Annotated in this window: 12 protein-coding genes; all 12 read right to left on the bottom strand. The window is 41.7% G+C overall.

Annotation, left to right across the window (positions count from 1 at the left end; all coding sequences use genetic code 11):
- Positions 1-21: 21 nt before the first annotated feature.
- Positions 22-537: a L,D-transpeptidase gene (locus ACIQXR_RS01335; protein ID WP_402869365.1), complete on the bottom strand. Its 516-nt coding sequence runs from the start codon at positions 535-537 to the stop codon at positions 22-24.
- 31 nt (positions 538-568) lie between these two features.
- A complete protein-coding gene (locus tag ACIQXR_RS01330) occupies positions 569-1,558 on the bottom strand; it encodes an aromatic acid exporter family protein (RefSeq protein ID WP_402986171.1) in 990 nt (329 codons plus the stop codon).
- Between the two features lie 187 nt (positions 1,559-1,745).
- A complete protein-coding gene (locus tag ACIQXR_RS01325; RefSeq protein WP_403079345.1) occupies positions 1,746-2,468 on the bottom strand; it encodes an amino acid ABC transporter ATP-binding protein in 723 nt (240 codons plus the stop codon).
- The gene (locus ACIQXR_RS01320; protein WP_402869370.1) at positions 2,461-3,120 is read right to left on the bottom strand and encodes an amino acid ABC transporter permease; all 660 of its coding nucleotides are present in this window, start codon (positions 3,118-3,120) and stop codon (positions 2,461-2,463) included. Before ACIQXR_RS01320 ends, ACIQXR_RS01325 begins: the two co-directional genes overlap by 8 nt.
- 125 nt (positions 3,121-3,245) lie before the next feature.
- Positions 3,246-4,049, bottom strand: coding sequence for a transporter substrate-binding domain-containing protein (locus ACIQXR_RS01315; RefSeq protein WP_402869880.1), 804 nt, complete (start codon positions 4,047-4,049; stop codon positions 3,246-3,248).
- A gap of 325 nt (positions 4,050-4,374) precedes the next feature.
- A complete protein-coding gene (locus tag ACIQXR_RS01310; protein ID WP_402869372.1) occupies positions 4,375-4,812 on the bottom strand; it encodes a BrxA/BrxB family bacilliredoxin in 438 nt (145 codons plus the stop codon).
- 127 nt (positions 4,813-4,939) lie between these two features.
- Positions 4,940-6,097 carry a methylmalonyl Co-A mutase-associated GTPase MeaB gene (meaB, locus tag ACIQXR_RS01305; RefSeq protein ID WP_403079343.1) on the bottom strand — a complete coding sequence of 386 codons (1,158 nt, stop codon included), beginning with the start codon at positions 6,095-6,097 and terminating at the stop codon, positions 4,940-4,942.
- Complete coding sequence (gene scpA, locus ACIQXR_RS01300; RefSeq protein WP_403079340.1) at positions 6,097-8,289, bottom strand: methylmalonyl-CoA mutase; 2,193 nt, start codon at positions 8,287-8,289, stop codon at positions 6,097-6,099. The genes meaB and scpA overlap by 1 nt, the downstream gene beginning before the upstream one ends.
- On the bottom strand, positions 8,286-10,169 hold the full coding sequence (locus tag ACIQXR_RS01295) for a methylmalonyl-CoA mutase family protein (RefSeq protein ID WP_403079338.1): 1,884 nt from the start codon (positions 10,167-10,169) through the stop codon (positions 8,286-8,288). The genes scpA and ACIQXR_RS01295 overlap by 4 nt, the downstream gene beginning before the upstream one ends.
- 333 nt (positions 10,170-10,502) lie before the next feature.
- Positions 10,503-11,777, bottom strand: coding sequence for a dihydrolipoamide acetyltransferase family protein (locus ACIQXR_RS01290; RefSeq protein ID WP_403079334.1), 1,275 nt, complete (start codon positions 11,775-11,777; stop codon positions 10,503-10,505).
- Positions 11,778-11,800: 23 nt separating this feature from the next.
- Positions 11,801-12,784, bottom strand: coding sequence for an alpha-ketoacid dehydrogenase subunit beta (locus ACIQXR_RS01285; RefSeq protein ID WP_402869381.1), 984 nt, complete (start codon positions 12,782-12,784; stop codon positions 11,801-11,803).
- A 12-nt stretch (positions 12,785-12,796) separates the two neighbouring features.
- Positions 12,797-13,792 (bottom strand): thiamine pyrophosphate-dependent dehydrogenase E1 component subunit alpha, encoded by a 996-nt coding sequence (locus tag ACIQXR_RS01280; protein ID WP_402869882.1) that lies wholly within the window; start codon positions 13,790-13,792, stop codon positions 12,797-12,799.
- Between the last annotated feature and the right edge of the window lie 17 nt (positions 13,793-13,809).

Raw genomic sequence — 13,809 nt, 5'->3', positions numbered from 1 at the left:
AGCTAAAAGCTTCCCTCTTTCTTATTTGATAGCCCCTATATTTCTGGCTAACGTGTTGAAACTTTCATTTGATAGAGTTATTAGAACCTTTGTCCCAATCGGAACCTTGTCATATAACCGCTCTACATCCGGTTTATGCATCCTAACACAACCATTGGAAATGTATTTCCCGATTGAGGATGGTTGATTGGTTCCATGTATCCCATAAATCCTGCCATCTGTATTCCTGGCATCAAAACCAATCCATCTTGACCCAAGCGGATTTCTGGGATCTCCACCAGGGATATTCTTTTTTCGATAGTAAGGATTAACCGCTTTTACTTTGACGGTAAATAACCCTTCAGGCGTCAATTCCTGACTCTTGCCTGTTCCGACTGGAAGTATCTCTTGTACCACGTTGTCGTCAATGAAAGCCAGTTTATTATTCGCTTTATTGATAATAATGAATGGCTCTCCGTGATTTACGGTTTGAGCAAGGGCCTGAGATGGTACAGCTGACAAGACAAGCAATAACAATAAAGAAAGGATTCGTTTCATTTCTATCAGTTCCTTTACTTTTTTGCTTAGTTTAAGCCAACGGCCTCTTTTTCATTCTATTATGACTCTCCTTAGGGAATCCCTTGAAAGAATGCTTAAGCAATAAATAGCGTTCCATTTCCTTCATAAGCTGCAATAAAGCTGCACGTGATTCAAACTCTTCCCGGGTTTGAGGAAGTTCCATCCCCTTAAAAAACTCTTCCATTTCCTCAAGTTTCCTCAAGTAAAGGATCGCCGTATTTTGAGGATGAACATTTTCAGCCAAATCCTCTATAAAGTCTGCCAATATACCGCTTTGCTTCACTCTTAAAGGAATATTTGTGACCAAAGGGAGAATCCTCTCAATAATTTCGAATTGCTTTTCCCTCATTTTGAAATAATGATAATGGAGATCTTCTTCCCGAAGAAAATGATTCTCCACATCCCTAAAGGCAAGACTTTTGGCTTCATTAAGAAGATTTGCTGTTTTTGTAATTTCCTTTCCATCCCATGTATGGTCATTATCCCGTAAATAGCGGACAACTGCCATTAAGATAGCACTAAAATTCATCTCAATTCTATCCTGGTAAGCAATTAATTTTTTTTCCACACTAGGCATGTATAGATTCATGATAAGTGCCACACCCACTCCAACGACAATCAAAATCGTTTCATTGACGAGCAGTGCAATAGTAATCTTTCCAGAGCCATAGAGATGTAGGATGATGACACTGCTTGTAACTATTCCCTGGCTAACATTCAAGGCAACTGTAGTCGGGATGAAGATGAGAAGGATTAGCCCGATTACAAGGGGATGGAAAGCTATACCCTGAAACAGTAAAGTAGAATAAAGCATTGCGATCATACAAGCCAAAAATCGATGCCAGGAGGCAAATACCGATTTCCTTTTTGTAACCTGTATACATAAAATCGTTATGATGCCAGCAGAAGAGAAATTATTCAAACCCAGCAATTGTGCAATAATAATTGCGATGGATGCTCCCATAGCAGTTTTAATCGTTCTATACCCGATTTTGAACATTGTTATGTATCACCCTGCTTCTTTCACTTCTATTATAATACTATCAGCTATTCAGATAATTTTACAGTCCTTTATGAAGGAAAATTCTAAATTATTAATAATTCGTTATACCTATGATACATTATTTGGATAAAATAAAAAAGGTAACTAAAGTTACCTTTTTTCACTACATGTTCATTTTTTCATTCTAAAGCACTTTTTGAAGAAAATCTTTGGCACGCTGGCTTTTCGGGTTGGAAAAGAACTCTTCCGGAGCACCTTCCTCAACAAGCAAGCCGCCATCCAAGAATAGAACCCGATCGGCCACTTCTTTAGCAAATCCCATTTCATGCGTAACAATTAACATTGTCATCCCGGTATGGGCCAGTGACTTCATAACGTCCAATACTTCTTTTACCATTTCCGGGTCTAATGCGGAAGTCGGCTCGTCAAACAGCATGACTTCCGGATTCATGGCCAATGCACGTGCTATGGCAACCCTTTGTTTTTGCCCGCCGGAAAGACGATTTGGATACGTTGTTTCCTTATCAGCCAATCCAACTTTATTCAAAAGCTCTCTTGCCTGTTTCACAGCGTCTGCTTTGGATAACTTTTTCACCTTCATAGGCGCATATGTCAGGTTCTCAAGCACCGTCTTGTGTGGGAATAAATGGAAATGTTGAAATACCATCCCGACATTCTCACGGACTTTCATAATATTAGTCTTTTTATCCGTAATATTTTGATCTTTGAACCAAATCTGTCCATCAGTAGGTGTTTCAAGCATATTGATACACCGGAGAAAAGTCGACTTTCCTGATCCGGAGGGACCGATTATCGCTAGGACTTCACCCTGTCCAATTTCTGTACTGATTCCTTTTAGAACGTTAAGTTTGCCATAACTCTTTTGAAGCTGATCTATTTTAATCACTGCGTCTCATTCTCCTTTCGATCACTTTACCTAAGATAGTGAGAATCATGACCATCACATAATAAATGAGACCGGCAAATAATATCGGCTCGAAGAATTTATAGGTCTCACCACCGACAATATAAGAACGGCGCATAATATCGCCTAAACCGATGATGGTTACCACGGCGGATTCCTTCGTTAAGGAAATGATTTCATTCACTAAAGAAGGGAGAATGTTCTTGATGGCCTGTGGCAAGATGATATTCAACATCATACTTGAATAAGGAACCCCAAGGGCAAGCGCGGCTTCCCGTTGCCCTTTATCGACCGCTAATATACCACCCCTGATGATTTCCGAGATATACGCGGCAGAGTTTAAGCCGAAAGCCAAGAAAGCAGCCTGAAACGCTTCGATTTGAATCCCTAAAATTTGTGGGGAACCAAAATAAATAAGCATTAATTGTAAAACTAATGGTGTACCGCGGAAAATCGATGTATAAAAGTCAGCAATCCAATTTAACGGCTTAATTCTGCTGATTTTCAGTATGGATAAAATGATCCCCAAAACAAAACCGATTACAGCCGCAACCGCCACAACTTTTAGTGTAGTCGGTATTCCCTCCATGATATATGGAAGGGAAGGCATAATCCTTTCAAAATCCAGATTCACTCCATTCATCCTCTCTTATAAAGACCTATAAAGGCCTTCCTTATTCACTTTATACTCAATAAAGCGTGGAAAAACGCTCAGAAGGCGTATTTTATCACTTCTGAACGTTTTCCCTTTTCTCTGTATTATTTAGTTTCACTGCCACCGAACCATTTTAGAATTAATTTTTCCATTTCACCATTTTCCAACATTTCGTTCAGTTCAGCATTGAAATCTTCCGTTAAATCACTGCCCTTTTGGAATGCAATAGCGGAACCAGCGTCTTCTTCCCCAGTTTCCATCTCATATCCTACTAAATCCGGATTGTCTTTCAAATATCCTTTAGCAACTGTATCTTCAATAATCACGGCATCAAAACGTTTCGCAACCATTTCCTGGATGATTTCAGGAATACGATTCCGTTTTTCAATCTTCATCCCGATATTTTCATTTTTATTCAAGTCATTTGCCAATGTCTCTTGAATGGAAGCAAGCTGTACGCCTACCGTTTTCCCTTTTAAATCATCTACCGTTTTTATCTTGCTGCCATCTGTCGTAATGATCATGTTTTTCGCTGTATAATAAATATCACTAAAATCAACGGATTTCTCACGTTTCGGTGTTGGTGTCATTCCAGAGATAACAAAATCCACCGATTTATTTTCAAGTGATGGAACAAGACTGTTGAAATCAATATCCTTCACCTGGATTTCATATCCTAATTTCTTACCGATCGCTTTAGCGATATCTACGTCAAATCCTTTGATTTCATCGCTTTTGGATGTTTCAACATATTCAAACGGTGGATAATCCGCAGATGTTCCCATTACTAGCACTTTTTTATCTTCATTACCTGATGTATTCTCTTCTTTTTTCTCTGAGGTTCCACATGCTGCTAAAATACCTACTAATAAAACAGAAGTAAGCAACAATGCTACCCGCTTTTTCAATTTCATCATTATTCCTCCAAGTAGTTTTTGATTCTTGTATGAGCCAATGGCCAAATTACGATAAACTTAAACTCGTATGCGAACTAATATTCATGCACTCTTGTGTATTTTAACACATTCTTATAATTATTCAATAAGCTTAATGAAAATTTATTTTTTAGAATATTATTTTAACCAAATTCTAATATAATACTCTACCTACTATTAAATATACCTGGTTAACCAACCAATTTCTTCCGCACCCAAGCGATTCCAAGCAAAAAAAACCGCCGAACTCGGCGGTTTTCTTTAAAAATACTAATAAGCTTAATGCATAAGCAAAGTCTTACACTTCTTCACAATATTCATCAAAGTAAGCTTGCAGTTTTTCCACTACAGACATTGGATGATGACCCTCGATTTCATGACGCTCAATCATCGTGATGATTTTTCCATCTTTCAGAAGAGCGAATGATGGTGATGATGGTGGATATCCTTCGAAATAATCACGGGCCTTCTCAGTCGCTTCCTTATCTTGACCTGCAAAAACAGTTACAAGCTGATTAGGACGTTTATCGTTATGAATCGCATGGGCTGCAGCTGGTCTAGCAATTCCCCCAGCACAACCACAAACGGAATTGACCATAACTAGCGTCGTACCCTTTTGGGCCAATACATCTTCTACTTCCTCAGCAGTCGTCAGTTCTGTATATCCAGCAGTCTTAATCTCATCGCGAGCTTGTTTGACCACGTCATTCATTAAAAAATTGAAATCCATATTCATAGTATAGTGCTCCTTCCAGCTTTTTCTCTTCACCACTATCATAACAATTGACGAAGCCCGATTCAATCAATTTAACTGGCCATGATTAAAAACATCAAGATTCCAATTGGTGATAAGAAAGGGAGAGCTATATCCGTTCGTTATCTGTGGGACCGCATTCATTCGAACTTAAGGATTCAGAGAACGATTGAAATGCTTGTTGTACGGCTTTAGTGACCGTTTTATTACCGGACATCACTTCATTTTCAAGCTTGGGCAGTAAGCCTTTGACAGTATCATTTTTATAGAACATGGTTTTAAGCTGATGGTCTATTAATGAATACAACCACTCTTTGGATTGCATTCTTCTCCGTTCCTGAAAAACACCCGATAACTTTGTTGTCTGCGAAAAGTCCTGTAATACGTCCCAAATTTCAGGAATCCCTTTTCCTGTAACAGAAGAACATGTATACGCTTTTCCAGCCCACCCCTTAGTGGCAGGCTGAAGGAAATGGAGAATACGACTGTATTCCGACCTTGTCCTGTTCGCAAGCGGAATGTTTTCACCGTCTGCTTTATTGACCACTATACCATCAACAAGTTCCATGATTCCTTTTTTCATACCCTGCAATTCATCTCCGGCTCCTGTTAGGACAAGCAACATGAAAAAGTCGACCATACTTCGGACAATCGCTTCACTCTGCCCTACACCCACCGTTTCAATCAAAATCACATCAAAACCGGCCGCCTCACAAAGTAACATCGTTTCCCTCGTTTTCCTATGCACCCCACCCAAAGTTCCTTCTGATGGGGAAGGTCGGATAAAAGCTTGAGGATTCCGTGCCAGTTCCTCCATCCTCGTCTTATCCCCAAGGATGCTCCCTCCATTAATCGAGGAACTTGGATCGACAGCGAGTACCGCAACCTTATATCCTTTATTACATAAAAACGTTCCAAAGGTTTCGATGAATGTACTTTTACCAGCCCCAGGGACACCTGAAATGCCGATGCGGAGCGAAGCACCTGTGTGTGGGAGAATGGAATGCAATAGTTCCTGCGCCAACTCGAAATGATGTTCGGCATTGCTTTCCACTAATGTGATCCCTTTAGCAAGTTTTGCTCTCTCCCCTGTCAAGATTCCATCTTTCAATTCCGGTATCGAGATTCTCTCATTTTTCTTTTTGATAAATCTACTTTTTGATGCTTTATTATGACCAGCATCCAATTCCACACCAGGCTTTAACGAAGAAGCAAAACCATCCTGATTGTTAGGATCGACCCATTCCGGCTTCTTATCTTCACTCATTACTGTGCCACTTCCTCATATCCTAGGCGATGGTATATTTCTTGTAGCACTTTTTTAGCTGCCTGCGGGATGACCGTGCCAGGTCCAAAAATCGCTGATGCGCCGTTTTGCATTAAATAATCATAATCTTGTGCTGGGATGACTCCACCGACAATGACGATAATGTCTTCCCGGCCCAATTTTTTCAACTCGGCCATCAATTGCGGCAATAGTGTTTTGTGGCCGGCAGCGAGCGAGCTCATCCCAACAACATGCACATCATTTTCCACAGCCTGAAGAGCGGTTTCCTCCGGTGTTTGGAATAGTGGTCCGATGTCAACATCATAGCCTAAATCAGCAAACCCCGTACCAACCACTTTCGATCCCCGATCATGGCCGTCCTGCCCCATCTTAGCCATCAATAAACGAGGGCGTCTGCCTTCATTTTCAAGAAATTCGTCAGTCATGGCAATTACTTCTTCAATTTCCGCTTCTTTCGAATAAGCTGAGCTATAAACACCACTAATAGAACGGATGGTGGCCTTATGACGACCAGCCACTTCTTCAATTGCATCGGAAATTTCCCCAAGTGAAGCGCGGACTCGAGTTGCCTGTACTGCCAATTCAAGCAAGTTACCTTCACCAGTTCGTGCCGCTTGCGTCAATGCCTGAAGAGCTTCATCGACTTTCGACTGATCTCTTTTTTCTTTAAGGATGCTTAAACGCTTAAGTTGACTTTCGCGGACGGCGGTATTATCTATCTCCAAGATTTCAATCGCATCTTCTTTTTTCAGGCGATATTTGTTGACACCCACGATTGTTTCATCTTGAGAATCGATTTTAGCTTGACGTTTTGCTGCCGCTTCTTCAATCCTCATTTTCGGAAGACCGGTTTCAATCGCCTTTGCCATGCCCCCAAGACCTTCAATTTCTTCGATATGAGCCCAAGCCCTTTCAATCAGTTCATTTGTTAGCGATTCGACATAATAAGAACCTGCCCATGGATCGATGACCTTTGTAATGCCAGTCTCCTCTTGAAGATAAAGCTGTGTATTCCGGGCAATACGTGCTGAGAAATCGGTTGGAAGGGCAATGGCCTCATCCAATGCGTTCGTATGCAAAGATTGGGTATGGCCCAAGGCAGCTGCATGCGCCTCGATCAGTGTTCGTGCTACATTATTGAAAGGATCTTGCTCTGAAAGGCTCCACCCCGATGTTTGGGAGTGTGTTCGTAAAGCCATCGCTTTCTTATTCTTCGGTTCAAACTGTTTCATTAGTTTTGACCATATGAACCGTCCCGCTCTCATTTTTGCCACTTCCATGAAATAGTTCATTCCAACAGCCCAGAAGAACGACAAACGAGGGGCAAATTTATCAATATCGATACCGGCTTTCATTCCTGTCCTTGCATATTCCAGGCCATCCGCCAACGTATAAGCAAGCTCGATATCCGCAGGTGCTCCAGCTTCTTGTAGGTGATAACCGGAAATGGATATAGAATTGAACTTTGGCATATATTTTGAAGTATATTCAAATATATCAGCAATGATTTTCATCGACATCTCGGGTGGATAGATATACGTATTCCTAACCATGTATTCCTTTAAGATATCATTTTGAATGGTACCAGAAAGCTTATCCTGGGTGACTCCCTGCTCCTCGGCTGTAACGATATAAAAAGCAAGAATAGGTAAAACCGCTCCATTCATTGTCATGGATACCGACATTTGATCGAGTGGTATTCCATCAAATAGGATCTTCATATCCAAAATCGAGTCTATCGCCACACCCGCTTTTCCTACATCCCCAACAACACGAGGATGATCCGAATCATAGCCGCGATGTGTTGCCAAATCGAAGGCCACCGAGAGACCCTTTTGACCCATTGCTAAATTCCTGCGGTAAAATGCGTTGGATTCCTCTGCAGTTGAGAACCCTGCATATTGTCGTACTGTCCATGGCCGGTTCACATACATGGATGGATAGGGTCCCCTTGTATATGGAGCAATTCCCGGTACACTTTCCATGTGCTCCAAATTCTGACTATCTTCTTTCATATATAATGGTTTAACCTTGATTTGTTCATTCGTTTCGAATAAAAGTTCCTCGATGTTTTGTTCAACTGCTGCTTCTGCCTCTTGTTTCCATAATTCAACTGTTCCTTTACGCTCAGACTTAGCAGGATTTATGGTAGAGAAATTTGGTTTTTTCATTGTTCATTCACCCCTAGCTCTTGTAGTAGTTCTGTCAAGACCGCCACAACATTCGTTTTAACATGGATAAAGTCGTCCGCTCCAGACTCCAATAAAACGGTCTCCAATTCTGCCGATTGCTTTCCAGCGACATATAGCTTGATGTGTGGGTATTGCTGTTTAATCTCTTTTATGATGGATTCCGCCTTATCCGAGTAATCAAGATCACTTCCACATACACAGTATATGGAAAGCTTAGTTTCAGCTATATAATCCACCGCTTCCTTACTATCATGGCATCCTTCACTTTCCATCGTTTCAATTCCACCGGCTGCAACAAAGCCTTTTATAAAATCAGCACGAGGCTTATAAGATTTAAGTTCATTCAAGTTAATAAGGCCGATTGTCGGTGCTTTCCCGCCATTTTGTTTACACTCTTCACTTCGTAATCTTAACTGTTCAAATTGGGATGATATACGATCTAACTTGATTGGTGTAATATCTACTGGCCCCTGAACCACCATATATGATCTCTGTGTTTCAGTTGTAGGAACTTTGATTTTATCGGTAGGGTTCGGATAAACGTTGGTACCAATAATACTTTCTTTCCGTAGTGCCGCATTCTGGACCCTTTCCTCGTAGACTTTTGCTATGTCTGCTTGTAAAGCCCCTTGCATAATGGCATCAAGTACCCCGCCTGCCTCGTCAATCTCAAGGAACTTCACCCATGCTTTATCAGCCAATTCATCCGTCAATTGCTCGACATACCAAGATCCGCCGGCAGGATCGACCACCGTTGTGATATTCGTTTCCTCTTTAAGGATTAAATGCGTGTTGCGTGCTATTCTTTCCGAAAATTCATTACACTCACCTGAAGCATGATTAAATGGATGGATCTGCAAGTACTGAATCCCTCCAATTGCTGCAGCAAATGCTTGATTCGTGGTCCGCAGAATATTCACGTGTTGATCATAGAGCGTTTCTGTCAACTCGGATGTAACTGCATGTATAACCATTTTAAAATACTCGGCATCCTCTTCAAAAGCTTCCGCTAGACCAGCCCAAAGTCTTCTAGCCGCCCGTATCTTCGCAATCGACATAAAGTAATTGGAATCCACTGCAAAGGAAAACACGATCTTTCCGACAATATCCCGTACGGAAATCCCTTGTTTTTGCCCTTCCCATATATATTGGACAGCAACTGCCAATCCATAGGCAAGCTCTTGAATTGCATTGGCTCCTCCATTATGAAAACTAGCCGTGTTAACAAGAATTGACTTTAAGTCCGGACCAATCTGTTGATAATCTTGGATTGTTTTTGCCCATTCTGCAAAATATGTTTCTGTATCTTCAGGAACTTGACCACCGACTAACCATTCTGCAATCGGATCTTCTGCAAGCACACCCTTAATTTGCGCATTTTGTTGATTTGCAACAGCTTTGAATTGAGGGAATAGTTCCTTTTGCTTTCCCTTCAGGTCAATGAAAACGGGAAGTTCATTTAATGATAGGCCATTAAAAAGTTTTGAAACCCTCGCACCCTCCGCAAGAAGATGAGCTGGATAGACGATAATATTCTGACCGCGCTCTAGTGCGGCGTGCATCTTTTCATTTGCCTCGTCAGCCGTGATACCGCTTACAGGCTGTACGACAAACCATGGCTGCTCGTAATAACCGGTCGGAGCAATTCCACGTGTAAAGGGAGCAAATCCGGGAAGCTCTGTTTGTTCTCCATCTGAAACAGATTCCTCTGTATAGAGGGGATTTAAAGTAATGCCTTCATATGTATTCGTTTTTAATTTTTCGACACTTCTGCCTTTTAAACTAGTTTCTGCCGCTTCCTTCCACTCTTCTAATGAAGGTTTTGGAAAGGATATGTTTTTTACATCTTTCAATTCCATTTTAATCGCTCCCTTATATTTTGCTTTCCTACTGGTTCAATCGTCAATACGTAGACCGAACGCTCAGTCAATTACATAAGAAAAACACTCTCCCATCAATTTATATATATTCTATCATAATATTCTTATAATTTTAGCTAATATCAAAACCTGTTAAAAAAACCATATGATAGAAGATGGAGAATAATTATGAGAAGAGCCTCTATAAAATAATAGCAAAAATAAAAATATTGTCGACTATTTTCTAAATACTCTTATATTTCTATTCATAAACAGTTAAAGAGGCACAGAGAAAAGGAAGCACCTTTATGGTTACCTCCTTCTTTTTCCCTATTAATAAACAGATGTATTATCCGATGTTATTTTTTCAATGATTTCTTTTACTCGCGCTAAGAATCTGCCGCATACAAGACCGTCCAATACCCGATGATCTAGTGATAAACATAGGTTGACCATATCACGGACCGCTATCATGTCATTGATGACGACAGGTCTTTTTACAATGGTCTCCACTTGTAGAATCGCTGCCTGCGGATGATTTATGATTCCCATGGACTGGACCGATCCAAATGAACCAGTATTATTGACAGTGAAAGTGCCGCCTTGCATATCCTCGACTCTTAACTTTCCTGCTTTCACCTTTGATGCCAGGTCATTGATTTCCCTAGCAATCCCTTTGATCGACTTTTCATCTGCATTTTTTATGACCGGAACAAATAAAGCATCTTCCGTTGCGACCGCGATTGAAATATTAATTTCTTTTCTTTGAATGATTTTATCGCCTGCCCACATTGAATTGATCTGAGGAAATTCGGTTAGAGCCTGCGCAATCGCTTTAACAAAGAATGCAAAGTAGGTTAAGTTATACCCTTCTTTTTGTTTGAAATCCGATTTAAGTGAATCCCTAAGTTTAACCATATTCGTCGCATCAACTTCAACCATTGTCCATCCATGTGGAATCTCATGCTTACTTTTCGACATATTCGAAGCAATCGCTTTCCTTACCCCAGTTACGGGTATTTCTCTATCTCCAGTCATGCTAGGAATGACAGTTTCTTTCTCATTTGATGGCAATGATTGGGGCAGATGTTCTTTTGGCTCGGACGCAGTTCTTACACCAGCTGCCGATTGAGGGAGGTTTCCGGACTCAATGAGTTTCAATAAGTCTTTACGCGTTATCCTTCCTTCATTCCCCGTCCCATTCACTTGAGAGAGATCGATATCATGTTCCTGGGAGAGCTTTAGTACAGCGGGAGAAAACCGGACTTTATTCGGAGTCGGAGTTTCCACGTTAGGCTTCATGCTATTAACTGCATCATCATTTTTCTCTGCTGGGTCTTCTTTTTCCTCTTCCTTGGGCTTGGTTGATTCGACCTCAATGGAACATATAACTTCCCCCACAGCCAGCGTTTGATTCTCATCCGCCTTTAACTCCTTAACAATCCCCGTAAAAGAAGAAGGAACTTCAGCGTTTACTTTATCCGTCATCACTTCAGCTAGTGGATCATACTTCGTCACGTGATCTCCTGGCTGAACAAGCCATTTACTTATGGTCCCTTCTGTCACGCTTTCACCAAGCTGGGGCATTTTCATTTGTTCTATCGCCATCATTTAATCCTCCTTCTTTTCTATTAAAATTCAGCCAGTTCTCTCATCGTCTTCTCCACTTTATCAGGGGTAACCATAAAATATTTTTCCATTGTAGGTGCATAAGGCATTGCAGGGATGTCCGGACCAGCCAGTCGCTTGATTGGGGCATCCAAATCGAATAGGCAATGCTCGGCAATGATGGCTGCAACCTCACTCATGATGCTACCCTCTTTATTATCTTCTGTAACCAATAAGACCTTACCCGTTTTGGAAGCCGCTTCTATGATCGCTTCCTTATCCAACGGATATACGGTGCGCAAATCTAAAATATGCGCTGAAATACCATCCATTGCTAGTTTTTCTGCCGCTTGGAGAGCAAAGTGAACACAAAGCCCATAGGTTATGACCGTGATGTCCTCTCCCTCTCTTTTCACATCAGCTTTACCGATTGGCAGTACATAATCATCATTCGGAACTTCGCCTTTAATCAAACGGTACGCACGCTTATGTTCAAAGAAAAGTACCGGATCCTCGTCGCGAATGGCAGCTTTAAGCAAGCCTTTTACATCATATGGGGTTGAAGGCATCACAATTTTCAATCCTGGTTGGTTCGCGAACATAGCTTCCACGGATTGGGAATGATATAACGCTCCGTGAACTCCGCCACCATACGGAGCACGGATGACCATTGGGCAGTTCCAATCATTATTGGAACGATAACGGATCTTTGCCGCTTCGGAAACAATTTGATTTACAGCGGGCATGATAAAATCGGCAAATTGGATTTCGGCAATAGGTCGTAGTCCATACATGGCTGCCCCAATTCCTACACCAGCAATCGCTGACTCTGCAAGGGGCGTATCGATGACCCTTGATTCACCGAATTGCTCATATAGACCATTTGTCGCCTTAAAGACTCCGCCCTTTTTCCCGACATCCTCCCCCAAAACGAATACTCGCGAATCTCTTTCCATCTCTTCGCGCATTGCCATTGTCACCGCATCTATATAAGAAATTACCGACATCCTTTTCCCCCCTTACTTTTGTTCGTAAACATGATCCATAGCGCTTTCAGCTTTCGGATATGGAGCATGTTCGGCGTAATCTGTAGCTTCGTTCACTATTTTCATCACTTCATCATTAAGTTGTTTTTCAAGGGTTTCATCCATGATACCCGCTTCCTTTAAATACGCTCCAAAAGTCATGATGGAATCTTTTGTTTTCGCTTCAGCCACTTCTTCAGCTTCACGATAACTGCGGTCATCGTCATCACTTGAATGGGGAGTCAGCCTATATGAAACGGTTTCAACTAAAGTGGGGCCTTCTCCTCTACGAGCGCGATCAGCCGCTTCTTTAACCGCTTTATATACCTCCAACGGATCATTGCCATCCACCGTGATTCCAGGCATGCCGTATCCAATTGCCCGGTCCGATACCTTTTCACAGGAAAGCTGTTTGGATATAGGAACGGATATGGCGTATTGGTTGTTTTCACACATAAAGATGACTGGAAGCTTATGGACGCCTGCAAAGTTTGCCCCTTCATGAAAATCACCTTGATTGGATGAACCTTCCCCAAACGTGACGAATGTCACCAAGTCCTTTCCTTCCATTTTCCCTGCAAGGGCAATTCCCACTGCATGTGGTACCTGTGTAGTTACCGGAGAAGAACCCGTAACGATCCGGTTTTTCTTTTGTCCAAAGTGACCTGGCATTTGCCTTCCCCCGGAATTGGGATCCTCGGCTTTGGCAAATCCTGATAGCATCAATTCTTTCGCCGTCATTCCAAATGACAAGACGACTCCGACGTCCCGATAATAAGGCAATACGTAATCCTTTTGCCGATCCAAGGCAAATGCCGCTCCAACCTGTGCAGCTTCTTGCCCTTGGCAGGAAATCACAAAAGGAATTTTCCCTGAACGGTTCAACAGCCACATCCGCTCATCCATCCTACGCGACAGCAGCATGGTCCGATACATATCTAATACGGTTTCATCATTCAAGCCCAATTGTTCATGACGTGTTTCCACCATTATCAAAAAACCTCCTC

This window comes from Peribacillus sp. NPDC097224 (genome assembly GCF_044761985.1).
Classification (GTDB): Bacteria; Bacillota; Bacilli; order Bacillales; family DSM-1321; genus Peribacillus.
This window is presented reverse-complemented; position numbering and strand designations above follow the sequence as displayed.

Bases quoted from the DNA above. Each gene is read 5' to 3' on its own strand.
- ACIQXR_RS01280 (WP_402869882.1), bottom strand. From the start codon at position 13,792: ATGGTGGAAACACGTCATGAACAATTGGGCTTGAATGATGAAACCGTA.
- ACIQXR_RS01335 (WP_402869365.1), bottom strand. From the start codon at position 537: ATGAAACGAATCCTTTCTTTATTGTTATTGCTTGTCTTGTCAGCTGTA.
- ACIQXR_RS01285 (WP_402869381.1), bottom strand. From the start codon at position 12,784: ATGTCGGTAATTTCTTATATAGATGCGGTGACAATGGCAATGCGCGAA.
- ACIQXR_RS01330 (WP_402986171.1), bottom strand. From the start codon at position 1,558: ATGTTCAAAATCGGGTATAGAACGATTAAAACTGCTATGGGAGCATCC.
- ACIQXR_RS01295 (WP_403079338.1), bottom strand. From the start codon at position 10,169: ATGGAATTGAAAGATGTAAAAAACATATCCTTTCCAAAACCTTCATTA.
- ACIQXR_RS01290 (WP_403079334.1), bottom strand. From the start codon at position 11,777: ATGGCGATAGAACAAATGAAAATGCCCCAGCTTGGTGAAAGCGTGACA.
- meaB (WP_403079343.1), bottom strand. From the start codon at position 6,097: ATGAGTGAAGATAAGAAGCCGGAATGGGTCGATCCTAACAATCAGGAT.
- ACIQXR_RS01310 (WP_402869372.1), bottom strand. From the start codon at position 4,812: ATGAATATGGATTTCAATTTTTTAATGAATGACGTGGTCAAACAAGCT.
- scpA (WP_403079340.1), bottom strand. From the start codon at position 8,289: ATGAAAAAACCAAATTTCTCTACCATAAATCCTGCTAAGTCTGAGCGT.